Here is a 23,802-nt window from a genome sequence, read left to right as displayed (position 1 = left end):
GCCGGCGCAGCCCCGTCCAGCCGACCTGCTCTCGGCCACGGCAGCGGACAGCGGCCCAGTGGGTCCGTGGGGCGGTTCCATCCATGGAGCCGACAGGGGCCGACGGCCGGTTGTACGCGGTGAACTCGGAGGCCGGATACCTCGGTGTCGCCCGGGAACCGGGAGCACAACAATTCTGGACGTGATCGCCATCATCGACATCGGCAACGCGATCCTCACCAATACCGCCCGCACCGATGATGGCGGTGTGGGGCGAGAGGGACTGACCGACGACAAGCGCGAACGGCTCGCGGCATCGAAACTGTGTCCGGCCGCCGCGCGATGACCATGCGCGCGCTCCTGCCGTCGTGGTCGGACTGGAACTCTGTCGTCCGCGCACCCGGCGCGGACCTGCTGTCCGGGCTCATGGTCGCGTTGGTCGCGCTGCCGCTGGCACTCGGGTTCGGCATCAGCTGCGGCCTTGGTGCCGCCGCCGGTATCGCGACCGCGGTCATCGCGGGCGCGGTGGCGGCGGTATTCGGCGGATCCCGGTTCCAGGTCCCGCAGAAGCCGGAAAGCGTGCTGGTGTTCGTAATGCCTCTGCTTGCGGCTGGTCCGCCGCGGGCATATACCGACCCGGTGATCCACGAGTCGGTGAGCGGGCGCGGGGCGCCTCATAAGGATTCGTATCGCGTTCTCGACCTCCCGGCCGCAATATCGATCTTTCGCCCTAGGCGGGATGAAGAGATTTTCAGAAGGATGCGACGGGAATGTCGACTGAAATGACCGGCGGCGAGCTCATCGACCGATACATCTACGCGGTGACCTCCCACCCTCCGGGCCGGTGCTGCGAGCATCGCCCCATCGGCGGTGCGACCATTTCCGACGGTGCCCAACGCTCTGATGCCGGCTTCACGGCTCGGTTGGTACCAGCGATGATCGCCGCGGCGACGCTGTGGGTGGTGGCGGCGATCGTTACGCTCCTGGTTCGCCGCTGGACGCTGCTCGTGATCGTGTGCATCCAGGTCTTCCTGGCGTCGGCCGCCGGTGTCGTGACTGCGATACGCAAATATCTCGCGCACTGCCGTCTCTTGTCAGGGGGTGAATCCGCGCTGTCTACGAAATCAGCCTGATCGGCCCACGTTGTTGCGGCACGATGCGATGTCGACCCCTTCCTGCCACTGCTCCTGCCGAAGCGATTGTTGGTGGGGGTCGAACATTCTCCTGTCGACGAGAGCAGGAGCCGTGTCGAAACCTGCCTTCGCAGCGGAGCTACTCCGTCTGGCGACCTCGCGGTCGGCTCATGGCGATCGCCAACAGCGGGCAAGCCACAGCGACCTGAAGTACCAGGACTGTGACGACCGGCAGGCCGGCCAGGACCAGCGCGGCGATCCCGACAGCCGCTGCGAGCACAAACAACGGTGCGTGGCGCATATGGGGCACTCCTTGCCGAGACTGGATTCTCATTGCTGTGTCGGCGGTGTGATGAGGCCGTAGTCGTCGTCGTAGCGGTGATAGAGCACGCTGCCTCGATTCGACGACCGGTCGCAGAAGAAGACGAACGGCAGGCCGGTCAGCTCGAGACGCGCGACAGCGTCCTGGAGCCGAAGTATCGGCGCGGGTGTCGGACTGACTGTGAACGGCACCGCGCCGCTGGTCACGAGTTCTGGGCGCGGTTGCACCTGCGCGAGTCGGTAACCGGTGGTGCCTGCGCGATACAGCACGCTGTCGGCGCCGGTCCCGGATTCGGTGAACAGGTGGAAGTCGTAATCCATGACCTCCATGTCGAAGGCTGCCTCGTCGCAGGTTTCCCCGACCAGCGCATAGGATTTGCGCCGGACGATCTGCCGCTGCTCGGCAGCGTCATGAGCACGCGGCAACGCGGTCCCAGCGGCGCCACCATGTCGCCATTCGCGCGGACGCAGCCCGGGCCGCCCGCCGCGCACCGCTTCCCAATGCCGCGCAAGCTGCTCCAAGCGCGCCTTCAACCGCGCGGCGAGCAGATCGATGGCCTCTCGAGTGGTGGCGGCAGCGACCTGGACGCGAACCGCGCGGCCGTTCATGTTCACGTTCGCCTGCGCGACGATCGGGCGCACCACCGCCGGGTCGGCGTGCCCGGTCAGCCGGACCCGAGCCCCGTCCAGCGGCTCGGACGCGTAATCCAATGCCCGGGCTATCTTCTCGCGCGCGTAGTCGGCTGCTGAGGCAGAGACATGGTGGCCAACCGATATGCGTAGTGCCGCGTTCGTCGCGGTGGCTTTACTCATGCGACCGACTCTGGCACCGCTCGGGCGCAGCCGAGAGGGCCGAAAGTCCGTCTAGCGTCTGCCGATGGGCCACTTCCTCCCCGTGCGGGTTGCCGCCGCCCAGCTATGGTGCTGGTGGCGGCGACTCGGCTAAGGTCCGTCCTCGAAGCCATATGACCAGGGTGGCCAGGTCGAGCATGCCTCGGTGCCGCCCGACGGTTCGGTCGGACTATGCGGCGTGCATCCTCGCCGCTCGCATCGGCTCGCGCCGGTCACGTTTCCAAGGGCGCACGGCCGACAGACTCACGATGTACGCGGCGGTCGAGCCGACGACCGTGGCCCGGCACGACCGGGCTATTGCCGATTTCGTCGAGATGCTGGCGAGCGGCAGCTCGACCATGTCTCCTGCCGTGGCTCCGGGATGCGTGACGGCATGGCCGAGGCTTCCTGCCCTGTGGGGAATCACAGGCGGGACAGTTCTCGTCATATGCCGCGCCTCCAGCCGCGCGGGCGCCCCGATAGGGCTATGGTGCCAATGTGCTGTTCTATCCAGGTTCGAAGGGGGAATTCGCCCCATGAGCGGGTCAGATCACGTCTTCTATCCCTGGAGCGCACAGGCCGAGTTGAACCCGGCCCCCATCACCGGGGCGTTCGGCTCCTACTTCTGGGACGACACGGGCAAGCGCTACCTGGACTTCTCCTCACAGCTGGTCAACGTGAACATCGGTCACCAGCACCCGGACATCGTCGCCGCGATCGTCGCCCAGGCACAGCGGTTGGCGACCATCTCACCGACCGTCGCCAACGACGTACGCAGCGAACTGGCCCGGCTGATCGTCGAGCGGGCTCCCGGTGAGCTGAACCGGATCCTGTTCACCACCGGCGGCGCGGAGGCCGTCGAACACGCGGTGCGCTTGGCGCGAAGCTACACCGGGCGCACGAAAATGCTCGCGGCCTACCGCTCCTACCACGGCGGCACGGGGGTGGCGATCGGCCTCACCGGGGAACCGCGGCGCTGGGGCGCGGAGCCGACCAACGTCGACGTGGTGCGATTCTTCGGGCCCTACCCGTACCGATCGCCCTGGGGCACGGCCGGTCCCGAGGAGGAGACGGCCGCCGCGCTGGCGCACCTGCGGCAGGTGATCGAGCTGGAGGGTCCACAGCACATCGCCGGGCTGATCCTGGAGACGGTGGTGGGCACCAACGGTGTGCTCGTCCCGCCGCCCGGTTACCTCGCGGGCGTGCGAGCGCTGTGCGACGAGTTCGGCATCGTCTACATCGCCGACGAAGTGATGGTCGGGTTCGGCCGGGTGGGTGAATGGTTCGCGGTGCAGGCGTTCGGTGTCGAGCCGGACATCATCACCTTCGCCAAAGGGGTGAACTCCGGCTACGTCCCGCTCGGGGGCGTGCTCATGGCCGAACGCATCGCGCAGCGCTACGACCACGTGACGTATCCGGGCGGCCTCACCTACGCGGGGCACCCCTTGGCCTGCGCGGCCGGCGTCGCTTCGATCGCAGTGTTCGAGCGGGAGGGAATCCTGGATCACGTGCGTTCGGTGGGCGCCGATGTGCTCGGAAAAGGCCTGCGTGAGCTGGCCGCTCGTCATCCGAGCGTCGGCGAGGTCCGTGGACTCGGGTTCTTCTGGGCGCTCGAGCTGGTTCGGGATCAGCGCAGCGGGGAACCGCTGATCCCGTTCGCGGCGACGGGAGCGGACGCCGAACCGATGCTCGCGGTCACCGCGGCGGCCAAGGCGCGCGGGCTGTGGCCGTTCAACGCGGGCAACCGTTTCCAGATCGCGCCGCCGCTCACCACGACGGCCGACGAACTGCGCACCGGCCTGGAGATCGTCGACGACGTGCTCGACGTCGCCGACGGCTACATCCGGGCGAACTGACCCGCCCGCTCAGTGCGGCGTCAGTTCCACCACCACGCCGCCGTGTTGCCAGGTTTGGTAGATGTCGGCCTTGGAGGGGGAACCGTCGGCGGTGAAGCCGATGCCGTTGTATTTCGCGTTCTGCTTGTTGTCCCGTGCGACGATCTCATAGAGCCGGAGCACATCTGCCTCGCCGGTGTGGACGACCGGGACGAAGGTGCGCGGTTCGCCGCCGAAGGACGCCCGCACGGGATCACCCGCACGCAGGTTCTTCACCCACGGACGCAGGGCGGTGCCGATCAGCAGGCTGTCACCGTGCCGGGTGTAGGCCAGCGGCACGTCGTAGGTCTTCCCCGACTTGCGCCCGACGACGTGCAGGACCATCAGCCGTTTGCCGACGACGCCGGATATGCCCGGCACACGCAGCAGCGTCCGCACGACCCGATTCATCAGGGCCTGGTACGTGGGGATGGGTTCGGGACCGGCCGTGGTCGGTGTGCCGTAAGGGTTTTCGGACGATGCGTGCTCACTCATGCTCCCAGTATCGGAGTACGCGCCGCACTTCGCGGGATGACGTCCGAGATCCGCGAACGGGCACCGGATGGCGACGGTGGGCGCCTCGGTACCCTGCGTGCATGACTTCCGGGCAAACAGAGATCTGGCACAACCCGCGGTGCAGCAAGAGCCGCAACGCCACCGCGTTCCTGGACGAGGCCGGTGTCGACTACACCGTGCGGAAGTATCTGGACCAGCCGCCGACTGCCGCCGAGCTGCGTGAGGTGCTGCGGCGGCTGGGCGCCGAGCCGTGGGACATCACCCGCACCGGCGAGCAGACCGCCAAGGATCTCGGCATGGCGAGCTGGGCGCGGACCGCGGCCGACCGCGACCGCTGGATCGAAGCACTGGTGCAACATCCGGGGCTGATCCAGCGACCGATCGTGCTGACCGCCGACGGCGGGGCGGCCGTAGCCCGCGACGATGCCGCGCTGCGCGACCTGCTCTGACGGCCGTGCCCTCGGCGCAGGCCCCAGCGGTAGGGTCGGCGGGCATGAAGGTACAACTGCGCCACAGCCCGGCCGCCGCCATCGCACGCTGCTTCCTCGCGGGCGGCGAGCCGATGCGGGTCGAGAGCGGCGCCATGGTGGCCCATTCGGCGGGAGTCACGTTGCAGGCCAAGGCCGAGGGCGGCATCTTGGCCGGGTTGAAGCGGTCGGTGCTGGCCGGGGAATCGTTCTTCGTCTCGACGTTCACCGCGCCGTCGCAGGGCGGCTGGGTCGACGTGGCGCCCGCGCTTCCCGGTGACGTGCTCAATCTGCAGATCGCTCCGGACCGGCCGTTCTTCATCAGCCGCGGGGGCTGGATCGCCAACTCGCACGGCGTGCAGGTGGAGAGCAAGTGGGGCGGTTTCGCCAACCTGTTCGGCGGTGAAGGCGGGTTCGGCCTGCGCGCGCACGGCGAAGGCGAGATCGTGGTGGGCGTGTTCGGTGCGATCGATGTGATCGACTTGCAGCCGGGCGAGCCGATCACGATCGACACCGGGCATGTGGTCGCCTACGACCTGGCGATGAATTTCACCATCCGGCGGGCGGTTTCGGGTCGATCGATCCAGTCGTTGAAGTCCGGCGAGGGCTTCGTCTTCGACTTCACCGGTCCCGGCCGGGTGCTGCTGCAGACACGTAATCCCGGCGCGTTCGCCGCTTGGGCCGGGTCGGCCGCGTCGCCCAGCTGATCACGGCGTCGTGCTGCCGCTACCCGGCGCTCACCAGCAGGTCCTCGACCAGCAGGCGGGTGTCGGGGACGAACGGCCAGTCCGGATCGGCCAGACGCGCGCGCAACTCGGCGTCGGTCCACCACCATCCATCGGCGATCTCGTCGGGTTGGTGACGGACGGGGCCGTCGTAGCGCAGTTCGTACGCGTAGAGGTGGCATCGCATCGGCCGGCCGTCCCATTCGCCGTCCCAGGGGACCCGCGCCAGCGGCTCCGGGGGCAGCTCGGCGGGGTCCGCCGTCACACCCAATTCCTCGGCCAATTCGCGCAGGGCGGTCTCGCGCGGCGCTTCGCCCGGCGCGACCACACCACCGGCCAGGCAATCATGCATGCCCGCGAAAACGAGCTTGGTGTCGGTGCGGCGGTGCACGTAGACGCGCGCGCCGTCACCGGACCGCAGGAGCACACCGGCGCTGGCGTGCCACAATCCCTCGCGATAGACCGTGGCCCGCTCGGCCTCGCCGACCGGGTTACCCGCCCGGTCGTAGATCGCGATCGACTCGGCCCTCGGATCTCCGGCGTGGGGCGACGCAGGACGCGGCGGAGCGGACATGGGGTCGAGAGTAACGTGAACACCGCACGCCACAGGGAGAGAGGATCGCCGCCCATGGTGCTTCCGCACGCACTGGCGAAATTCAACCGGCATGTCACCAATCCGACCGCGGGCCTGGTCGCGGGCCGCGCGCCCGGCTTCGGCATCGTGCTGCACAAGGGCCGGAAATCGGGACGGTCCTACCGCACCCCGGTGATGGTCTTCGAGCGGGACGGCGCGTACCGGATCGCGCTGACGTACGGCCGGAATGTCGACTGGGTCAAGAACATCAGCGCGGCGGGCACATTCGCGCTGGAAACCCGCGGTCACGTCGTCGAACTGACCGATCCGGTGGTGCGGCACGACCCGTCCGCGGCATGGGCGCCGGTGGGGGTCCGGCAGGTGCTGAAGACGATCTCGGCGGACTATTACGTCGAGTCCCGTCCGGTGGCGTGAAGGCCGCCGTCAGGCGGGGGCGCCACCGCGGAGCCACTCGGTCCACGGGATGCTCCAATCGCCGTTGTGCCAGATGTCGAGGGGGTCGCCGCCGGTGTTGCGGACCTCGACGACATCGCCCGGGATGACGAAGTCGTAGAACCACGCAGCGTCGGCAGGGGAGATGTTCAGGCAGCCGTGTGAGACGTTGGTGTTGCCTTGGGCCCACATGCTCGCGGCCAATTCGTGCACGAAGATTCCGTCGTGGCTGATGCGGACCGCGTGGTTGATGCTCGTGCGGTAGCCGAGCGCGGAGCCGGTGGGCAGGCCGTAGCTGGCGGAGTCCATGATCACCGGATCATTCTGGTCCAGCACGGTGTAGATGCCCGGACGAGTCCAGAACGACATGACTCTGCCGCCGACGACCGCGGTGCCGCCCATGCCCATCGAGGTGGGCATGGTGCGCACCAGGTTTCCGTTGTCGAAGACCTCGATCTGTTTGGTGTCGTCGTCGGCGATCGCGACGTGCGCGGGCCCGATATTCACCGAAACCCGTTGGTCGCGCGCGCCGTAGCGGCCATCGCCCAGCGCGCGGCCGAAGAGTTCGGCCGCGATCGTGATCCTGGTGCCCGGTGCGTGATAGTGCTCCGGCCGCCAGTGGGCGTTCTGATCGTCGAGCCAATACCAGGCGCCGTCGACGGCCGGATGGGTGGTGACATTCACATGGCGTTCCACGGCCGCCCGATCCACGGGTTCGTCGAAATGCGCGACGAGCACGAAACCTACTCCGTAGCTGTCGTCTTCGGTCAGATCGACGAGATTGGCAGAGCGCAGGGAGACATCGATGAGCTGTCGCGGTGCCACCGTGGTGCAGGTTGTGGTCGCGGTGACGTCGCCGGTTTCACCGTGAGCTACGGCTTTCGCGGTGTAGGTGTGTCCGTAGCCGAGTGGTTCGGCGGTGGTCCAGGATCGATGATCGGGTGCCGGTACGCCCGGCAGTGATCTGCCCGTTTCATCGATCCATTCGACCGACCGCAGCGTCCCGTCGGTGACGGTGATCGTGCCGGGAGTGCGTGCTTCGACATCGTGTGCACCGGGTGCGGGATCGAACCGGATTGTGGCGGGTACGGGAGGTGGCGCGAGTTCTCGCGTCCAGCCCCATCCGGCCAAGGCGAGGCCACCCGCACCGGCGAAGCCGATCAGCAGCCGACGACGTCCCAATGCCACCGTCTATCTCCCTTCTCCGGGGTGCTGGGCCGACCTCTGCCCGCCAGCATGCGGCAGCTGAGCGCCGACCGGGACACCGCCGCCCGGTATCTCCACCGATCCGCCGCACAACCGATACCGTTCCTCGATCGATCCGGGTTCGCGTAGATCGCTCGTCGGTGGTCTGCCAGGACCTGGATCAGATGTTTGCGCCGACTCCAGTCACCGGCGGCCTGACCGCGGCCGCTCCGGCTCGTCGGTCATCCCCTGTCGCCAGGCTCGCCCTCGCCTGCGTGCTCGCAGCGCCGCGCTGGCGGCCCCCACGGGCCGAGCGACTCGGGTCTCACCACCGGTGACAGCAGCAGTTGGTTGGTCGCCGCGCTGGATGCCGGTGTCGGGGCGGCGGACGCTGGATTGTCGCATCGACCGGTCGACGCTACGGAGAAGAACGATGGGCGAGCAGGGCGAATGCGAGCCGATTGCCGGGCGGAAGAGTTACGCGTCCGGGGCCGATTCGCCGATACGGCTCAGTACCGAGGGCGGCAGCCCGAAAGTCCGGCGGCAGGTGCGGGTGAGGTCCGCTCCATCGGAGAAACCCGCGGCGTGCGCTGCGGTCGTGAGGTCGTCCCCGGCCAGTGCACGGGTCCGCGCGATGTGCAGCCGCAGCCAGACGATGTAGCGGCGCAACGGGATTCCCATCTGCTCGGTGAACAGATGGGAGAGCCGGGGCGCCGGAATGCCGAGTTGGCGAGCGACGTCCGAGCCGCGCACCGAGCCCGTGCGCACCAGAGCGGGCAGCAGTTGCAGGGCCGCCGTGATCACCGCGTGCCGCTCGCCCGCGCCGGACGCTCCGTCCTGCGGCAGCAGTTCGTCGACGACGGCGGTGACCTGCGCGGTCAGATCGCCGCTACCGGCCGTGATGCCCAGGGTGTCGGTGCTGTCGGCCCAGCCGTTGAGATGGGCCCTGCGGTCCGCCGCCGCACCGGCGGCGGTCTCGGGATCGAGGTAGACGGCCGTGCCGTGTGCGGCGCCCACGTCGATGCGGTGGGGTGCGTCGGTCGGCACGATGACGTGGGTGCCCTGCCTGCGGACGCCGCTGCCGTCTACCACGACGATCGGAGTGCTCGCGGCGACGATCTGCACCGCGTGGTGCGCGTGCAACTCAGTCGGGCCGATCGATCCGGCGAAAGCCAGGACCCCCGGCCGCAGCAGCGCGACACCCGCCTGCGGTGGTTCGTCCGCTGCGCCCACAGGCGACATCGAGAAGCCGTTGGTGACCAGAGCCTTCATCATGGGATGCTCCCGGCTGAGACACTCGCGCTGAATCCTGGGATGAGCGTATCGGTTTCGCGCGGGCGGTATTCCCGATTCCTCCGATTACCGCCCGTCGTCGGGATCGGGCCCGCGATGCCGCCGACCCGGCCCATCGATCACCGCCCGGACGGCCTCACGACCGGATTCCGGCATCGATCATGAGTTCGCTACTCGATTGCTCGCAGCGAAAGTCCGCCGGTCAGTTCTCGGTGACCTCGACGCCGCGCCAGAACGCGACATAGTCCTTGATCTGCGCCGCCTTGGTCTTCGGCTCCGCGTAGTACCAGGCGGCATCGGTGTTGGAGTCTCCGTCGACCACCACCGTGTAGTAGCTGGCGGTGCCCTTCCACGGGCAGTAGGTGTGCGTATCGGAGGGCTGGAAGAACTCCGGCCGGATGGAGTCCGGCGGGAAGTAGTGGTTTCCCTCGATGAGGATGGTGTCGTTGCTGGTCGCCAGGACGCGGCCGTGCCAGGTTGCCGTTGCCATCCTTCGATTCTGCCCCGATCTCGTGTGTGGTGCGGCGGCCGAACAGGCCGGGGTGCGGCCGGGCGGTCACACGGGACGATCGGGCCGCAACGCGGGCCGGTGCAACTCGACGGCCAGCGCCACGAGTTCGCTCAGGTGCTCGCCGTCGGATTGGGCCCGCCGCATCGCCTCGGCGACCGGGAAAGTGCGCACCTCGAGGATCTGCTCGGCGTCGTCGGGATTGGTCGGCGCGGAATCGAGCACCACGTCGGCGGTGCACCAGAGCCACGCCTTGTGCGGATGGGGCTGCCACTCGCGATGCGGCGTGGCGCTGTTGCTCGTCGCGTGGTGGGCGCCGAGCCATGCGATCGGTCCGACCGGGCGCGCTCCCGCCTCCTCGAGCAGTTCGCGGCGGGCACACGCGTCGACCGTCTCGCCGCGTTCCCTGGTGCCGCCGGGAATCAGCCAGACGTCGCGATCGTCGCGGCACAGGACGATCTCGTCGCCGACGAAGCAGATCACGTGGATGTTGGTGACCAGTTCGTCGGACGGGAGCGTGGTGGAGAACCGCACGTCCAGATCACCCCATGCCCAGTGGGCCGGGGTGTGCAGCAAGGGGTAGCGATCGGCGAGCGTCACAGTGAGACGGTAACGGCAGCCGAGCGCCGTGTCCCGCCCTTTCGTCCGCGCCTCGGTGCGACAAGCCCAGCGGCGCAGCCGAGTTCGGTGTCGAGCCGGTCGGCATGGTCAGGCCCGCGGACGTTCGCGGCGAACTCGGCGTTCCCGGGCCAGCGTCCGGTAGCTCACGTTCCAGAACCACTCCACCGGGCCTCGCTCGAAGTGACGTAACCACAGGTGCGCTCCACTCGCGATGATCACCGCCACCAACAGGTAGACACCGATGGTGAACGGGACACGGTCGCCGGGTGAGACGCGGGTGGCGAGTCCGAAACCCCAGCCGTAGCAGATCATCGACGCCACCAGGTTCTGCAGGATGTAGCAGCTGAGCGCGGTGCGGCCGATCTCGGTGAGGCGCCGCCCGGCGAACCCGGCCACGGGACGCCGCAGATACCACTCGGCGACCGCCGCCAGAATGCCGAGACCGACGAACGGGGCGCTGCCGTAACGGGTGAACAGAATGAGGTCGCCGCCGCCGACGAGGCCGACGACCGAGTCGATCGGCGCCGCCACGCCGAACCCGAGGATCATCAGCCGCTTGCGGATCCGCGCGCCTTCCGGGCCGAACACCCCGGCCCGCCACAGCCGGGCGCCGGTCAGGAACAGCGCGACCGACATCGCGAAGACGAAGACCGCCTCCACCCGGAACAGCCCGGCGTGGCCGAGCCGGAACATCGCGAGATCCCGGAACGAGCCCTCCGCGTACGGATTCGGGTCCAGCGTGGGACCTGCGGCAGCATCCCGGTGTGGTGCGAACACCAGAGCCAGCGCGATCAGCGTCAACAGCGACGCGTGCACGGCCGCCGCGCCGACCAGCCAGCGCCGCTGCGCACGCTCACCGGTGGCGAGCACGAATGCGACGACGAGGCCGGTCACCGCGTAACCCATCAGGACGTCGAACTCGGCGACGAAGACGAAATTCAGCAGACCGTCCAGCAGCAGCAGTCCCGCGCGCCAGGGGTACTTGGCCGGCCAGCGGCGGCCGGCGGCCGTCGCGGAGCGCTGCTGGATGGCCAGGCCGATGCCGAACATGACGGTGAGCAGCCCGAGGAACTTGCCCTGCGCCGCCTGTTGGAGCACGCGCTCGGTCCACGTCCATCCGCCGGCCTGCCCGCCGCCCAGGTCGTAGAGGTAGCCGATCAGCCCCTGGGGGTTGGTCATGATCCAGATGTTGGTGCCGAGGGTGCCCAGAATCGCGATCCCGCGTAGCACGTCCAATGCGACGAGCCGGGGGCGCGCCTGCGGCGGAGGGGCCGATCGGTGCTGTTCGGTGGTCTCCGCGTGTCGGTCGGCGATCGATTCGGGCATGTCCCGACTATCGCGCCGACCTGCGCCGCGACGAGTCCTCCGGAAGTACCACCTGCGGTATGACATTGGACCCCGCCGGTCGCGACCGGTTGCGCCGGGTGCGTCGCATAGGCTCGACAGCATGCAGCGCATCATCGGAATAGAGGTCGAATACGGCATCTCGACCCCGACCGAGCCGTCGGCCAACCCGATCCTCACCTCGACCCAGGCGGTCTTGGCCTACGCCGCGGCGGAGGGCGTGCCGCGCGCGAAGCGCACCCGCTGGGACTACGAGGTGGAGTCGCCGCTGCGCGACGCGCGCGGATTCGACCTGAGCCGGATGAACGGGCCCGCGCCGGTGATCGACGCCGACGAGGTGGGCGCCGCCAACATGATCCTCACCAACGGCGCCCGGCTCTACGTCGACCACGCCCACCCGGAATACTCCGCACCCGAGGTCACCGACCCGCTCGACGCGGTGATCTGGGACAAGGCGGGCGAGCGGGTGATGGAGGCCGCCGCGCGGCACGCCTCGAGCGTGCCGGGGGCCCCGCGACTGCAGCTCTACAAGAACAACGTCGACGGCAAGGGCGCCTCTTACGGCACCCACGAGAACTACCTGATGAGCCGGGACACGCCGTTCAACCAGATCATCGTCGGGCTCACCCCGTTCTTCGTGTCCCGGCAGGTGGTGTGCGGCTCCGGCCGGGTCGGCATCGGCCAATCCGGCGACCACGCGGGCTTCCAACTGTCCCAGCGCTCGGACTACATCGAGGTCGAGGTCGGTCTGGAGACCACGCTCAAGCGGGGCATCATCAACACCCGCGACGAACCGCACGCCGACGCCGACAAGTACCGCAGGCTGCACGTCATCATCGGGGACGCCAACCTGGCCGAGATGTCGACCTACCTCAAGGTCGGCACCACCGCCCTGGTCCTCGACCTGATCGAGGCGGGCGAGGACCTGTCGGACCTGCAATTGGCGCGCCCGGTCACCGCGGTGCACACGATCAGTCACGACCCCACGCTGCGGGCGACCGTCGCGCTCGCCGACGGCCGCGAGCTGACCGGCCTCGCGTTGCAGCGCGTCTACCTGGACCGGGTGGTGAGATTCGTCGATCGCACCGGCAACGACGACAAGCGCGTCCAGGACATCATCGAGAACTGGGCGATGGTGCTCGACCTGCTCGAACGCGATCCGATGGAGTGCGCCAACCTGCTCGACTGGCCCGCCAAGCTGCGCCTGCTCGAGGGCATGCGCAGCCGGGAGGGTCTCGGCTGGGCGGCCCCCAAGCTGCACCTGATGGACCTGCAGTACTCCGATGTGCGCCTGGACAAGGGTCTCTACAACCGTCTGGTCGCCCGCGGCTCGATGAAGCGCCTGATCAACGAGCAACAGGTCCTCGACGCCATGACCAGCCCGCCCACCGACACCCGCGCCTACTTCCGCGGCGAATGCCTGCGCCGCTTCGGCGCCGACATCGCGGCGGCCAGCTGGGACTCGGTGATCTTCGACCTGGGCGGCGACTCCCTGGTCCGCATCCCCACCCTGGAACCCCGCCGCGGCACCAAGGCCCACGTCGGCAAGCTCCTCGACGGCGTGACCACGGCCGCCGACCTGGTCGAACAGCTCACGACGTAGCCTCCGGCAGCGCGTGTCCCGGCCATCCCGCGGGTCGGCCGGGCGCCGCGCCCGCGCGGCCGAGGACACAGCAAAATAGGCACACTGTCGGTGCTGGTGGGTAGTGTTGAGGAACGAGCACGGACAATGCTCATGATCGGGATCGTGCTCACGATGGGTCCCGGTCATGGTGAGGACAGAGGAGGTCGGCTGCCATGGCACAAGAGCAGACCAAGCGCGCCGGGGGTGGCGACGAGGACGAGGGGCCGGACGGTGTGGATGCCGCCGGTCAGGAGCGCCGCGAGAAGCTGGCGGAGGAAACCGACGACCTGCTCGACGAGATCGATGACGTGCTCGAGGAGAACGCCGAGGACTTCGTCCGCGCGTACGTGCAGAAAGGTGGCCAGTGACAGTCGGTGACCCCTCGCGTCTCCACCTGGGGTACGCCCTCTCTTCCTTCTCCGAATATCTCCGCATGCATGCTCCGGACCTGTTGCCTTCCACCAGGTTCGGACAGGGTGCCGCCGGAATCTCCGGCGGCACCTCCGCGAAGGAGATCGCCCCGCACGGCACCACCATCGTCGCGGTGAGTTACCGCGGCGGTGTGCTGATCGCTGGTGACCGGCGCGCCACGCAGGGGAATCTGCTGGCCAGCCGGGATATCGAAAAGGTCTTCATCACCGACAGCTATTCCGCGGCAGGCATCGCGGGTACGGCGGGCATGGCGGTGGAGATGGTGCGGATCTTCGCGGTGGAGCTGGAGCACTACGAGAAGTTGGAGGGTGTATCGCTGACCTTCGACGGCAAGGCCAACAAGCTGTCGAAGATGGTGCGCGAGAATTTGCCCGCGGCCCTGCAGGGTCTGGCGGTGGTGCCCATGCTGGTCGGCTACGACCTGGACGCCACCGATCCGGACAAGGCGGGTCGCATTGTGTCGTTCGATGTGGTGGGTGGACGCAGCGAGGAGCGTTTCGGGTACGCCGCGGTCGGTTCCGGCTCGGTGTTCGCGAAGTCCGCGCTGAAGAAGTTGTACGCCAAGGGAATCGATCAGGAACGCGCGCTGCGCATCGCCGTCGAGTCGCTGTTCGACGCGGCCGACGACGACACCGCGACGGGCGGTCCGGATCTGGTGCGCGGCATCTTCCCGACGGCGATCGTGATCGATGAGGAGGGTGCGGTCGAGGTGACCGAGTCGCGGCTCGCGGAGATCACTCGCGGAATCGTCGCCGACCGCGAGGCCGCCGAAGAAGGGATCGCCTGAGCATGACGTTGCCGTACTACGCGTCGGCCGAGCAGATCATGCGCGACAAGACCGAACTCGCCCGCAAGGGCATCGGTCGGGGGCGCAGCGTCGTGGTGCTGACGTATGACAAGGGTGTGCTGTTCGTCGCGGAGAATCCGTCCGCGACGCTGCACAAGGTGAGTGAGCTCTACGACCGGATCGGGTTCGCCGCGGTCGGCAAGTACAACGAATTCGAGAATCTGCGCCGGGGCGGCATCTTGCAGGCCGACATCCGCGGGTATCAGTACGACCGGCGCGATGTCACCGGCCGGGCACTGGCCAACGCCTACGCGCAGACCCTCGGCACGATCTTCACCGATCAGCTCAAGCCCTACGAGGTGGAGATCTGTGTGGCGGAGGTGGGCTACCCGGAGCAGGCCCCCCAGTCGGTGCTGTACCGGATCACCTTCGACGGGTCGATCGTGGACGAGCGGGAGTTCGTGGTGATGGGCGGCACGACCGAGCCGATCGTCACCGCCTTGAAGTCGTCCTACCAGTCGGGTCTGGACCTGGCCTCCGCGGTCGGCGTCGCGGTGCGCGCGCTGCAGGCGGGCGTGCCGGAGGGCGCGGAGAAGGAGAAGCGGGTCCTGGGCGTGAACACGCTCGAGGTCGCGACCTTGGAGCAGGCGCGTCCGCGCCGGGCGTTCCGGCGGGTCGCGGATGCCGCGCTGGAGCGGCTGCTCAGCCCGGCGGAGGCCACGGATGCGTCCGAAAAGGAAGCGGAGCCCTCGGCGAAAGACACCCCGTCGGCGGAGTGATCCGCCCTGGGTCGACGAGCTCGGCGGCCCGCGAACGACACCTCGTTCGCGGGCCGCGTCGGCATGTGCGCAGCCGGTGGCGAGGTGGGCATCCTTCGGTCGAAGCGGCATTTCGTCCGGGCAAATTCCGACAAAGCGGGCCAAATCGTTGTGAAGACGTATGCATACGGGTTGCTCGGTGCACCCCGCAAGTCCCACACATGGCTGTAGTGTCGATGGTGTGCAGCGACGAATTATGGGGATCGAGACCGAGTTCGGTGTGACATGCACCTTCCACGGTCACCGTCGACTGTCCCCCGACGAGGTGGCCCGGTATCTGTTCCGCCGGGTGGTGTCCTGGGGCCGTAGCTCGAACGTGTTCCTCCGCAACGGTGCTCGGCTCTACCTCGATGTCGGGTCCCACCCGGAGTACGCGACCGCGGAGTGCGACAACCTGGCGCAACTGGTGACCCACGACCGTGCGGGCGAGCGGGTCCTCGAAGAGTTGCTGATCGACGCCGAGCAGCGTCTGGCCGAAGAAGGCATCGGCGGCGACATCTACTTGTTCAAGAACAACACCGACTCCGCGGGCAACTCCTACGGCTGCCACGAGAACTTCCTGGTGGTTCGCGCGGGCGAGTTCTCCCGGATCTCGGATGTGCTGCTGCCGTTCCTGGTCACCCGCCAGCTGATCTGCGGCGCGGGCAAGGTGCTGCAGACGCCGAAGGCGGCCACGTTCTGCCTGTCGCAGCGCGCCGAGCACATCTGGGAGGGCGTCTCCTCGGCGACCACCCGCTCGCGGCCGATCATCAACACCCGCGACGAGCCGCATGCCGACGCGGAGAAGTACCGCCGCCTGCACGTGATCGTGGGCGACTCCAACATGTCCGAGACCACCACCATGCTCAAGGTCGGCACGGCCGCCCTGGTGCTGGAGATGATCGAGGCGGGCGTCTCGTTCCGCGACTTCGCCCTGGACAATCCGATCCGTGCGATCCGCGAGGTCAGCCACGACCTGTCCGGTCGTCGTCCGGTGCGCCTGGCCGGTGGACGGCAGGCCAGCGCCCTGGACATCCAGCGCGAGTACTACGCCCGCGCGGTGGAGCATCTGCGCAATCGGGACCGCGATCCCCAGATCGACCAGGTGGTCGACCTGTGGGGCCGCACCCTGGACGCGGTCGAGGCGCAGGACTTCGCGAAGGTGGACACCGAGATCGATTGGGTGATCAAGCGCAAGCTGTTCCAGCGCTACCAGGACCGGTATGGCATGGAGCTGTCCGATCCCAAGATCGCCCAGCTGGATCTGGCCTACCACGACATCAAGCGCGGGCGCGGCGTCTTCGACCTGCTTCAGCGCAAGGGTCTGGCCAAGCGCGTCACCGAGGACGAGGCCGTGGACTCGGCGGTGGACACCCCGCCGCAGACCACCAGGGCCAAGTTGCGCGGTGACTTCATCACCGCCGCGCAGGAGGCGGGCCGCGACTTCACCGTCGACTGGGTGCACCTCAAGCTGAACGACCAGGCGCAGCGCACCGTGCTGTGCAAGGACCCGTTCCGCTCGGTGGACGAGCGCGTCGATCGCCTGATCGCGTCCATGTGACCGGACGGGCATGATCATCGCCTTCTCCGTCACACCGCTCGGGACCGGCGTCGACGTCGGGCGCGCGGTCGCCGAAGCGGTTCGCGTGGTGCGCGCCAGCGGACTGCCCAACCACACCGATGCCATGTTCACCACCGTCGAGGGCGAGTGGGACGAGGTGATGGCCGTGGTGAAACAGGCGACCGATGCCATCCTCGCCGTAGCGCCGCGGTGCAGCCTGGTGCTGAAGGCCGATATCCGGCCCGGCGTGACCGATGCGATCAGCGCCAAGGTGGAAAAGGTCGAGCGATACCTGGCCGAGGGCTGACAGCGTTTCGGCCGGCACACTGTCCCTGACGCTGCGAACTGTCGACGTCGTGGCCGAAACAACGCCGAATCGCGCGCCGCCGCGCGGTGGCGCGGGTGCGCAGATTACCCTCTATCGGGTGGCGATATCCAAGGTCGAGCGGCTGATGAATCTGGTCATCGCGCTGCTGTCGACCCGGCAGTTCCTGACCGCGGAGCGGATCCGGGACAGTGTGGCCGGATACGAGGACTCCGCCAGTGACGAAGCGTTCAGCCGGATGTTCGAGCGGGACAAGAACGAACTGCGCGATCTGGGCATTCCGCTGGAAGTCGGCCCGGTGAGCCGGTACTCGACGATCGAGGGCTACCGGATCAACCGCGACGCCTACGAGCTACCCGACATCGACCTGACCGACCAGGAGGCCGCCGCGGTCGCCGTGGCCGTGCAGATGTGGGAATCGCCCGAGCTGGCCGCCGCCGCGGAGGGCGCGCTGCTCAAGCTGCGCGCCGCGGGCATTCACGTGGAGACCGACGTCGCGGTGGCCTCGGTGCCCGCCGTTCCCGCTCGCACCCGCGGCTCGGAACCGGTGCTCGGGAAACTCCTGGCCGCGATCGATGCCGGTCAGGCGGTGCGGTTCGAGCACCGCGGCGCGATCAACGCCCCCTATCTGATGCGCGATGTGGAGCCGTGGGGCGTCGTCACCCATCGCGGCCGCTGGTACTTGGTCGGGCACGACCGCGACCGGGACGCGGTGCGCAGCTTCCGGCTGTCCCGCATCGGCGACGACGTGACCGCGTACGGCGCGCGCAATGTGGTCCGCAAGCCTGCGGGCGTGGATCTGCGAGTTATCGTCGACCAGGTCACCAGCACCGCGCCGGTCAGCGGGTCGGCCACGGTATGGGTCGCAGAGGGCCGGGGACGTGAGCTCCGCAGGATCGGGCAGGTCGTCGGCGAGCGCACCGTGGGCGGCCGCGCGGGTTCCGTGGTGGAGCTGCCGGTGCGATCGCGCGATTGGCTGGCCCGGCTCATCACCGGCCTGGGCCCGGACGCGGTGGTGCTGGCTCCCGAGTCGCTTCGCGCCGATGTCATCGCGCGGTTGCGTTCGGTGTTCGACCGGACGGAGGTGCGGGCATGAGCTCGCGGCTCTCGGTGCGGCTTTCCCGGCTGCTGAACATGATCCCGTACTTCATCGCCCACCCCGGCATCAGCGCCGCCGAGGCCGCCGCCGACTTGGGCGTCACCACCAAGCAACTGATGAGCGACCTCAATCAGCTCTGGATGTGCGGCCTACCCGGCTACGGTCCGGGCGACCTGATCGACCTGTCGTTCTCCGAGGAGAGCATCGAGGTCACCTTCTCCGCGGGCATCGACCGGCCATTGCGGCTGACCTCCACCGAAGCGACCGCGCTGCTGGTCGCGCTGCGCTCGATCGTCGATATGCCCGGCATGGTGGACCCCACCGCGGCGCACGCGGCCATCGCGAAGATCGAATCGGCGATCGCGGGCGGCGCGTCCACCGACGCCGACGGGAGATTCCCGACGCCGCCGCAGGAGGCGCCCACCGTGGCCGCCGTGCGATCGGCGCTGGCGCTCGGCCGGGCGCTGCGGCTGGTGTACTACTCCGCCAGTCGCGACGTGGTGTCCGAACGCATCGTCGACCCGATCCGCATCGTCCTCGTGGACGACAACAGCTACCTGCAAGCCTGGTGCAGGCAGGCCGAAGGCGTGCGGCTGTTCCGCTTCGACCGGATCGAGGCCGCGACCGGGCTGGACGAACTCGCCCGGCCGCCCAAGCATGCCACCGAGGCGACGGCGGGGCTGGACCTGTTCCAGGACGATCCGGCGGTGCCCTTGGCGCGTCTTCGAATCCACGCGGACTACGCGTGGGTTCTGGATCAGTACCCCATGCACCGGCTGGCGGTGCACCCCGACGGCAGCTTGGAGGCGACCATGCGGTTCGCCACGCTGGATTGGATGGCCCGCCTACTGCTCGGTTTCGGGGCGGGCGTCACCGTCCTCGGGCCGCCTGAGCTGGTCGCGGCGGTGCGCGAGCGGTCGAACGCCGCGCTGGCCGCCTACGAGGAAGCCGGATTCCTGGGGGCTCGATGAGCGACGAAGAGGCCCTACCGGCATGAACAGTCGTGTGCTCGTGGTAGGCGCGGGCAGCATCGGCAACTTCGTCGGCGGCAAACTCGGCGTGGCGGGCGCGGAGGTCACCCTGGTCGGCCGCAAACGGGTGCTCGACGAACTCGGCGCGTCCGGGCTACGGCTCACCGACCTCGACGGTGGTGACGAGGCGTTACCCGCGGACCGATTCCACCGCGCCACCGAACCGGATGACGTCGGATCGGCCGATTTGGTGCTGGTCACGGTGAAATCGGCGGCGACAGCGGCGGCGGTGCGCGCTCTCGCGGGCAAAATCAGGCCCGGCACCGTGGTGCTCAGCCTGCAGAACGGTATCGGCAACGACTCGGTGATCCGCGAGATCCTGCCGCACTGCGTGGTGCTGGCAGGCATGGTGATGTTCAATGTCGTGCACCATCCCGGCGGCCGTTTCCATCGCGGCACCGAGGGCGGGCTCGCGGTGCAGGACGACCCGGCGCTGGCGCCGTACCTGGACGTGTTCGAGCGGGCGGGACTCGGCTTGCGGCGGTATCCCGACCTGCGCCCGGTGCAGTGGGCGAAGCTCCTGCTCAACCTCAACAACCCGATCAACGCGCTGTCGGGGCGCCCGCTGCGGGAAGAACTCGCCGAGCGGGACTACCGCCGCTGTCTCGCGCTGACCCAACGCGAAGCGCTCGCGGTGATGAACAAGGCGCGAATCAGCCCGGCCCGGCTGACTGCGCTGCCGCCCCGGCTGATGGCCACGCTGCTGACCGTCCCCGACGGCCTGTTCCAGCGGGTGGCCGGCCAGGTGCTGGCCATCGATCCGATGGCGCGTTCGTCCATGGCGGACGACCTGGAATTGGGCCGGAAGACCGAAATCTCCTGGCTGTGCGGAGAAATCGTCGGACTGGGCGCGATGGTCGGGATGCCTACGCCGGTGAATCAGCGGCTGATCGAATTGATCGTCGCCGCCGAGCAGGGCGGCCGGCGCGCGTGGACCGGCCGGGAACTGCTCGGCCAGTTGCGGGCCGCCGCGGCGCGCGCCGTGCCCCAACACGGGGCGAACGAGCAGTGACGGCGGCGTTCGCGCACGTCACGGTCCGGTAGCATCGAGGCATCACAGTCTTGGGAGGTAGATCATGGGCAGTCTGAGCATCTGGCACTGGCTGATCATTGCGGTGGTTTTCGTGATGTTCTTCGGCGCGAAGCGGATGCCCGACGCGGCCCGCAGCCTGGGCCGGTCGTTGCGCATCTTCAAGAGCGAGGTCAGTCAGATGCAGCACGAGAGCAACGCGTCCGACAGTGGCGCGTCGGCTCAGCAGCCCGCACCGCAGCTGCCCGCCGCGCAGCAGTCGCCGCAGGCCACCGAACCCCGTACCGAGCCGAAGTCGGTCTGAGCGGATCCGCTCGCGCCGGAGTGAGGAACAGCTCACTCCGGACTCAGTGCTGTTGCCGAGCTGAGCGAGGCACGTGAACCCAGGGGCGATCACCAACCATGCGAATCCCGTTCGATCCGCGGCGTAGCAAGCGCAGGACGAATCCCGACGGCACGATGTCGTTGGTCGAGCATCTGCAGGAGCTGCGGTACCGGTTGCTGGTGTCGATCGCGGCGGTGATCGCGACGACCGTACTGGGATTCCTGTGGTACGGGCACGGGTTCCTGGGGGTCGAGAGCCTGGGTGAGATCCTGCGCGGACCGTACTGTTCGCTGCCCGCCTCGGCGCGGGCGACGTTGAGCCCGGACGGGGAATGCCGTCTGCTGGCGACCGCGCCGTTCGAGCAGTTCACCTTGCGATTGAAGGTCGGCATGACCGCGGGCGTCGTGCTGGCGGCGCCGATCTGGCTGTACCAACTGTGGGCGTTCATCACCCCGGGGCTGTATGCCAAGGAACGCAAGTACGCGATCGGGTTCGTGTCCTCGGGCACGGTATTGTTCGCCACGGGGGCGGTGCTGGCCTATGTGGTGATCGCGCACGCGTTGAGCTTCTTGCTGACCATCGGCGACAACGTGCAGATCACGGCGCTGAGCGGGTCGCAGTATTTCAGTTTCATCCTGCAATTGCTGATCATCTTCGGGGTCAGTTTCGAGACGCCGTTGCTGATCGTCGGATTGAACCTCGTGGGTGTGCTGACCTATCAGCGGCTCAAGGCGTGGCGGCGCGGGATCACCTTCGGCTTGTTCGTGTTCGCCGCGATCGTGACGCCGCAGGATCCCTTCTCGATGCTGGCGCTGGCGTTGGCGCTGACGGTGTTGTTCGAAGTGGCGATCCAGTTCTCCCGGATCAACGATCGGCGCCGGGCGCGCAAGGAGCGCGAGGGGCTGGCGGCGTTGTCCGACGAGGAGGCCTCCGATCTGGGCGCGCCGGAGCCGATCGATCCGGCCGAGTCGATCAGCACCCCCGCGGAGAAATCCACACGACCGGTGTCGGACTACTCCGATACGCTCTGACGAGTGACAGATGACCGGTCGCAGTCGGGCGAGTTGGCCGTATTTTCCGCCGAGTTGAAATTCCGGCTGGATCCCTTTCAGCGTGCTGCCTGTGCGGCGCTCGAGGAAGGCCACAGCGTCCTGGTCTGTGCGCCGACGGGCGCGGGCAAGACGGTCGTCGGCGAGTTCGCGGTTCACCTGGCGCTGGCGGCCGGTGGGAAGTGCTTCTACACCACGCCCATCAAGGCGTTGTCGAACCAGAAGTTCGCCGACCTGACCGAGCGCTACGGCCGTGACAGCGTCGGACTGCTGACCGGCGACCAATCGATCAACCCGGGCGCTCCGGTGGTCGTGATGACCACCGAGGTGCTGCGCAATATGCTCTACGCCTCCTCGGACGCGCTGCGCGGACTGTCCTACGTCGTGATGGACGAGGTGCATTACCTCGCCGACCGGTTCCGCGGCGCCGTGTGGGAAGAGGTCATCCTGCACCTTCCTCCGGACGTGCGGCTGGTCAGCCTTTCGGCCACGGTGAGCAACGCCGAGGAGTTCGGCGCCTGGATGGAAACCGTGCGCGGCGACACCGCGGTGGTGGTCGACGAGACCAGGCCCGTGCCGCTGTGGCAGCACGTCATGGTGGGCCGGCGGATGTTCGACCTGTTCGACACCAAATCCACCGACCAGAAGGTGCTCGTCGACGAAGACCTGGTGCGGTTCATCCGCCACCGCGAGGCCGCCGACCGGATGAACAGCTGGGGCGCCCCGCGCAACGGCCGCGGCGGTCCGCGCCGGGATTTCCGTCCGCTGCCGCGGCCGGAGGTGCTCGCCAAACTGGACGAAGAGGGCCTGCTGCCCGCGATCACGTTCATCTTCAGCCGTGCGGGTTGCGACGGCGCACTCGCGCAGTGCCTGCGCTCGCGGCTCGACCTGAGCCGTCCGGAGGAGCGCGACGAGGTCGACGCGATCATCGACAAGCACACCGGCGATCTGCCCAAGACCGATCTCGAGGTGCTCGGCTACTGGGAGTGGCGGGAGGCGCTGCACCGCGGCCTGGCCGCGCATCACGCCGGGATGCTGCCCGCGTTCCGGCACACCGTCGAGGAACTGTTCGTCAACGGCCTGGTGCGTGCGGTCTTCGCCACCGAGACGCTGGCGCTCGGCATCAACATGCCCGCGCGTACCGTCGTGCTGGAACGGCTGGTCAAGTTCAACGGCGAATCGCACGCTGAACTCACGCCCGGCGAGTACACGCAGCTGACCGGGCGTGCGGGGCGGCGCGGCATCGACGTCGAAGGTCACGCGGTGGTGCTGTGGCAGCCCGAGGTGGACACCAGCGCGGTCGCAGGTCTCGCCTCGACGCGCACCTACCCACTGCGCAGTTCGTTCCGGCCGGGCTACAACATGTCGATCAACCTCATCGACCGGATGGGTGCCGACGAATCGCGCGCCCTGCTGGAGCGGTCGTTCGCCCAGTTCCAGGCGGACCGGTCGGTGGTCGGGCTGGTGCGCGGCATCGAGCGCAACGAGGCGGCGCTGCGCAAGCTGCGCGACCAGATCGGCGGCGCGGAAGGCGGGTTCCTGGAGTACCTGTCGCTGCGCGACCGGATCAAGCAGCGCGAGCGGCAGCTGACCCAGCAAAGCCGCGCCGACCGGCGCGGCGCCGCGGTGGACGCGCTCGGCGCGCTGCGACGCGGCGACGTGGTGGCGATTCCCTCCGGCCGCCGCGCCGGGCTCGCGGTGATCCTGGAGCCGGACGCGACCCCCGGCGATCCGCGGCCGCTCGTGCTCACCGAGGACAAGTGGGCCGGCCGGGTGTCGGTCGCCGACTTCCCGGTGCCCGCCGAGGCGCTCGGGCACATGCGGCTGCCGCGCCGGGTGGATCACCGGACCGCGCGCATCCGCCGCGATCTGGCCTCCGCGCTGCGCAGCACGGGGATCTCGGTGCCCGGCAGGCCGC

General features: G+C 68.5%; 27 protein-coding genes. 19 read left to right on the top strand and 8 right to left on the bottom strand.

Annotated elements, in window-relative coordinates; genetic code table 11:
- Positions 1-181 precede the first annotated feature (181 nt).
- From NA8_RS35970 to NA8_RS34600, 3 genes are read left to right on the top strand one after another with little or no spacing between them, the layout of a single operon-like run.
- Positions 182-325: a phosphoenolpyruvate carboxykinase (ATP) gene (locus NA8_RS35970; RefSeq protein WP_157107020.1), complete on the top strand. Its 144-nt coding sequence runs from the start codon at positions 182-184 to the stop codon at positions 323-325.
- Positions 322-765 (top strand): SulP family inorganic anion transporter, encoded by a 444-nt coding sequence (locus NA8_RS35610; protein ID WP_281199196.1) that lies wholly within the window; start codon positions 322-324, stop codon positions 763-765. The genes NA8_RS35970 and NA8_RS35610 overlap by 4 nt, the downstream gene beginning before the upstream one ends.
- Entirely contained in the window at positions 750-1,112 is a 363-nt protein-coding gene (locus tag NA8_RS34600) for a hypothetical protein (RefSeq protein WP_174550168.1), read from the top strand. Before NA8_RS35610 ends, NA8_RS34600 begins: the two co-directional genes overlap by 16 nt.
- A 330-nt stretch (positions 1,113-1,442) precedes the next feature.
- Here the strand turns inward: NA8_RS34600 and NA8_RS31175 are convergent, their stop codons facing one another.
- Entirely contained in the window at positions 1,443-2,246 is an 804-nt protein-coding gene (locus NA8_RS31175; RefSeq protein ID WP_084467226.1) for a ribosome hibernation promotion factor, read from the bottom strand.
- Between the two features lie 554 nt (positions 2,247-2,800).
- On the opposite strand from NA8_RS31175, the gene NA8_RS31170 reads away from it, so the two are divergent.
- Positions 2,801-4,120 carry an aspartate aminotransferase family protein gene (locus tag NA8_RS31170; protein ID WP_063053880.1) on the top strand — a complete coding sequence of 440 codons (1,320 nt, stop codon included), beginning with the start codon at positions 2,801-2,803 and terminating at the stop codon, positions 4,118-4,120.
- 9 nt (positions 4,121-4,129) lie between these two features.
- On the opposite strand, the gene NA8_RS31165 is transcribed toward NA8_RS31170, so the two are convergent.
- On the bottom strand, positions 4,130-4,633 hold the full coding sequence (locus tag NA8_RS31165) for a nitroreductase/quinone reductase family protein (protein ID WP_063053879.1): 504 nt from the start codon (positions 4,631-4,633) through the stop codon (positions 4,130-4,132).
- Between the two features lie 101 nt (positions 4,634-4,734).
- Between NA8_RS31165 and NA8_RS31160 the strand changes: the two genes are divergently transcribed.
- Both NA8_RS31160 and NA8_RS31155 read left to right on the top strand, forming a co-directional pair.
- A complete protein-coding gene (locus tag NA8_RS31160) occupies positions 4,735-5,103 on the top strand; it encodes an arsenate reductase family protein (RefSeq protein WP_040867189.1) in 369 nt (122 codons plus the stop codon).
- Positions 5,104-5,147: 44 nt separating this feature from the next.
- A complete protein-coding gene (locus NA8_RS31155) occupies positions 5,148-5,828 on the top strand; it encodes a TIGR00266 family protein (RefSeq protein WP_063053878.1) in 681 nt (226 codons plus the stop codon).
- Between the two features lie 19 nt (positions 5,829-5,847).
- Here the strand turns inward: NA8_RS31155 and NA8_RS31150 are convergent, their stop codons facing one another.
- Complete coding sequence (locus NA8_RS31150; protein WP_063053877.1) at positions 5,848-6,420, bottom strand: NUDIX hydrolase; 573 nt, start codon at positions 6,418-6,420, stop codon at positions 5,848-5,850.
- Between the two features lie 54 nt (positions 6,421-6,474).
- Between NA8_RS31150 and NA8_RS31145 the strand changes: the two genes are divergently transcribed.
- Positions 6,475-6,855 carry a nitroreductase family deazaflavin-dependent oxidoreductase gene (locus NA8_RS31145; RefSeq protein ID WP_063053876.1) on the top strand — a complete coding sequence of 127 codons (381 nt, stop codon included), beginning with the start codon at positions 6,475-6,477 and terminating at the stop codon, positions 6,853-6,855.
- Between the two features lie 9 nt (positions 6,856-6,864).
- Here the strand turns inward: NA8_RS31145 and NA8_RS31140 are convergent, their stop codons facing one another.
- The 5 genes from NA8_RS31140 to NA8_RS31120 form a co-directional block, all read right to left on the bottom strand.
- The gene (locus NA8_RS31140) at positions 6,865-8,061 is read right to left on the bottom strand and encodes a L,D-transpeptidase (protein ID WP_157107019.1); all 1,197 of its coding nucleotides are present in this window, start codon (positions 8,059-8,061) and stop codon (positions 6,865-6,867) included.
- 474 nt (positions 8,062-8,535) lie between these two features.
- Positions 8,536-9,333 carry an AraC family transcriptional regulator gene (locus NA8_RS31135; RefSeq protein ID WP_369690279.1) on the bottom strand — a complete coding sequence of 266 codons (798 nt, stop codon included), beginning with the start codon at positions 9,331-9,333 and terminating at the stop codon, positions 8,536-8,538.
- Between the two features lie 220 nt (positions 9,334-9,553).
- The gene (locus NA8_RS31130; RefSeq protein ID WP_062972804.1) at positions 9,554-9,841 is read right to left on the bottom strand and encodes a DUF427 domain-containing protein; all 288 of its coding nucleotides are present in this window, start codon (positions 9,839-9,841) and stop codon (positions 9,554-9,556) included.
- A gap of 66 nt (positions 9,842-9,907) precedes the next feature.
- Positions 9,908-10,459: an NUDIX hydrolase gene (locus NA8_RS31125; protein ID WP_063053875.1), complete on the bottom strand. Its 552-nt coding sequence runs from the start codon at positions 10,457-10,459 to the stop codon at positions 9,908-9,910.
- Positions 10,460-10,567: 108 nt separating this feature from the next.
- Positions 10,568-11,806 carry a DUF418 domain-containing protein gene (locus NA8_RS31120; RefSeq protein ID WP_084467225.1) on the bottom strand — a complete coding sequence of 413 codons (1,239 nt, stop codon included), beginning with the start codon at positions 11,804-11,806 and terminating at the stop codon, positions 10,568-10,570.
- 121 nt (positions 11,807-11,927) lie between these two features.
- On the opposite strand from NA8_RS31120, the gene dop reads away from it, so the two are divergent.
- The 12 genes from dop to NA8_RS31060 form a co-directional block, all read left to right on the top strand.
- Positions 11,928-13,427 (top strand): depupylase/deamidase Dop, encoded by a 1,500-nt coding sequence (gene dop, locus NA8_RS31115; RefSeq protein ID WP_063053874.1) that lies wholly within the window; start codon positions 11,928-11,930, stop codon positions 13,425-13,427.
- 194 nt (positions 13,428-13,621) lie between these two features.
- Positions 13,622-13,816 carry a ubiquitin-like protein Pup gene (locus NA8_RS31110; RefSeq protein ID WP_014986166.1) on the top strand — a complete coding sequence of 65 codons (195 nt, stop codon included), beginning with the start codon at positions 13,622-13,624 and terminating at the stop codon, positions 13,814-13,816.
- A gap of 65 nt (positions 13,817-13,881) precedes the next feature.
- A complete protein-coding gene (prcB, locus tag NA8_RS31105; RefSeq protein WP_439957442.1) occupies positions 13,882-14,667 on the top strand; it encodes a proteasome subunit beta in 786 nt (261 codons plus the stop codon).
- Between the two features lie 2 nt (positions 14,668-14,669).
- On the top strand, positions 14,670-15,446 hold the full coding sequence (gene prcA / locus NA8_RS31100; protein WP_063053872.1) for a proteasome subunit alpha: 777 nt from the start codon (positions 14,670-14,672) through the stop codon (positions 15,444-15,446).
- 220 nt (positions 15,447-15,666) lie between these two features.
- The gene (pafA, locus tag NA8_RS31095) at positions 15,667-17,025 is read left to right on the top strand and encodes a Pup--protein ligase (RefSeq protein ID WP_218019532.1); all 1,359 of its coding nucleotides are present in this window, start codon (positions 15,667-15,669) and stop codon (positions 17,023-17,025) included.
- Between the two features lie 10 nt (positions 17,026-17,035).
- Positions 17,036-17,332, top strand: coding sequence for a thiamine-binding protein (locus NA8_RS31090; protein WP_063053870.1), 297 nt, complete (start codon positions 17,036-17,038; stop codon positions 17,330-17,332).
- A gap of 118 nt (positions 17,333-17,450) precedes the next feature.
- On the top strand, positions 17,451-18,446 hold the full coding sequence (locus tag NA8_RS31085; protein WP_157107018.1) for a helix-turn-helix transcriptional regulator: 996 nt from the start codon (positions 17,451-17,453) through the stop codon (positions 18,444-18,446).
- Positions 18,443-19,420 (top strand): helix-turn-helix transcriptional regulator, encoded by a 978-nt coding sequence (locus NA8_RS31080; RefSeq protein WP_063053869.1) that lies wholly within the window; start codon positions 18,443-18,445, stop codon positions 19,418-19,420. Before NA8_RS31085 ends, NA8_RS31080 begins: the two co-directional genes overlap by 4 nt.
- Positions 19,421-19,442: 22 nt before the next feature.
- A complete protein-coding gene (locus tag NA8_RS31075; RefSeq protein ID WP_063053868.1) occupies positions 19,443-20,492 on the top strand; it encodes a 2-dehydropantoate 2-reductase in 1,050 nt (349 codons plus the stop codon).
- Positions 20,493-20,556: 64 nt separating this feature from the next.
- Positions 20,557-20,814, top strand: coding sequence for a Sec-independent protein translocase subunit TatA (tatA, locus tag NA8_RS31070; protein ID WP_063053867.1), 258 nt, complete (start codon positions 20,557-20,559; stop codon positions 20,812-20,814).
- A 98-nt stretch (positions 20,815-20,912) separates the two neighbouring features.
- Positions 20,913-21,866 carry a twin-arginine translocase subunit TatC gene (gene tatC, locus NA8_RS31065; protein WP_063053866.1) on the top strand — a complete coding sequence of 318 codons (954 nt, stop codon included), beginning with the start codon at positions 20,913-20,915 and terminating at the stop codon, positions 21,864-21,866.
- A gap of 3 nt (positions 21,867-21,869) precedes the next feature.
- Positions 21,870-23,802, top strand: a 1,933-nt coding sequence (locus NA8_RS31060) for a DEAD/DEAH box helicase (RefSeq protein ID WP_063053865.1), incomplete at its 3' end; no start/stop codon positions are given.

It is taken from the genome of Nocardia arthritidis NBRC 100137 (genome assembly GCF_001612765.1).
Lineage (GTDB): Bacteria > Actinomycetota > Actinomycetes > Mycobacteriales > Mycobacteriaceae > Nocardia > Nocardia arthritidis.
The sequence above is the reverse complement of the archived record's forward strand: the minus strand, read 5'-3'. Positions and strand labels throughout refer to the sequence as shown.

What these genes read in the sequence shown, in the direction of transcription:
- NA8_RS31110 (WP_014986166.1), top strand. Translation starts at nt 13,622, where the DNA reads ATGGCACAAGAGCAGACCAAGCGCGCCGGGGGTGGCGACGAGGACGAG.
- NA8_RS31175 (WP_084467226.1), bottom strand. Translation starts at nt 2,246, where the DNA reads ATGAGTAAAGCCACCGCGACGAACGCGGCACTACGCATATCGGTTGGC.
- NA8_RS31090 (WP_063053870.1), top strand. Translation starts at nt 17,036, where the DNA reads ATGATCATCGCCTTCTCCGTCACACCGCTCGGGACCGGCGTCGACGTC.
- NA8_RS31080 (WP_063053869.1), top strand. Translation starts at nt 18,443, where the DNA reads ATGAGCTCGCGGCTCTCGGTGCGGCTTTCCCGGCTGCTGAACATGATC.
- NA8_RS31170 (WP_063053880.1), top strand. Translation starts at nt 2,801, where the DNA reads ATGAGCGGGTCAGATCACGTCTTCTATCCCTGGAGCGCACAGGCCGAG.
- NA8_RS31145 (WP_063053876.1), top strand. Translation starts at nt 6,475, where the DNA reads ATGGTGCTTCCGCACGCACTGGCGAAATTCAACCGGCATGTCACCAAT.
- NA8_RS31120 (WP_084467225.1), bottom strand. Translation starts at nt 11,806, where the DNA reads ATGCCCGAATCGATCGCCGACCGACACGCGGAGACCACCGAACAGCAC.
- dop (WP_063053874.1), top strand. Translation starts at nt 11,928, where the DNA reads ATGCAGCGCATCATCGGAATAGAGGTCGAATACGGCATCTCGACCCCG.
- NA8_RS34600 (WP_174550168.1), top strand. Translation starts at nt 750, where the DNA reads ATGTCGACTGAAATGACCGGCGGCGAGCTCATCGACCGATACATCTAC.
- NA8_RS31075 (WP_063053868.1), top strand. Translation starts at nt 19,443, where the DNA reads ATGAACAGTCGTGTGCTCGTGGTAGGCGCGGGCAGCATCGGCAACTTC.
- NA8_RS35610 (WP_281199196.1), top strand. Translation starts at nt 322, where the DNA reads ATGACCATGCGCGCGCTCCTGCCGTCGTGGTCGGACTGGAACTCTGTC.
- tatA (WP_063053867.1), top strand. Translation starts at nt 20,557, where the DNA reads ATGGGCAGTCTGAGCATCTGGCACTGGCTGATCATTGCGGTGGTTTTC.
- NA8_RS31135 (WP_369690279.1), bottom strand. Translation starts at nt 9,333, where the DNA reads ATGATGAAGGCTCTGGTCACCAACGGCTTCTCGATGTCGCCTGTGGGC.
- NA8_RS31160 (WP_040867189.1), top strand. Translation starts at nt 4,735, where the DNA reads ATGACTTCCGGGCAAACAGAGATCTGGCACAACCCGCGGTGCAGCAAG.
- tatC (WP_063053866.1), top strand. Translation starts at nt 20,913, where the DNA reads ATGCGAATCCCGTTCGATCCGCGGCGTAGCAAGCGCAGGACGAATCCC.
- NA8_RS31165 (WP_063053879.1), bottom strand. Translation starts at nt 4,633, where the DNA reads ATGAGTGAGCACGCATCGTCCGAAAACCCTTACGGCACACCGACCACG.
- NA8_RS31130 (WP_062972804.1), bottom strand. Translation starts at nt 9,841, where the DNA reads ATGGCAACGGCAACCTGGCACGGCCGCGTCCTGGCGACCAGCAACGAC.
- prcA (WP_063053872.1), top strand. Translation starts at nt 14,670, where the DNA reads ATGACGTTGCCGTACTACGCGTCGGCCGAGCAGATCATGCGCGACAAG.
- prcB (WP_439957442.1), top strand. Translation starts at nt 13,882, where the DNA reads ATGCATGCTCCGGACCTGTTGCCTTCCACCAGGTTCGGACAGGGTGCC.
- NA8_RS31155 (WP_063053878.1), top strand. Translation starts at nt 5,148, where the DNA reads ATGAAGGTACAACTGCGCCACAGCCCGGCCGCCGCCATCGCACGCTGC.
- NA8_RS31150 (WP_063053877.1), bottom strand. Translation starts at nt 6,420, where the DNA reads ATGTCCGCTCCGCCGCGTCCTGCGTCGCCCCACGCCGGAGATCCGAGG.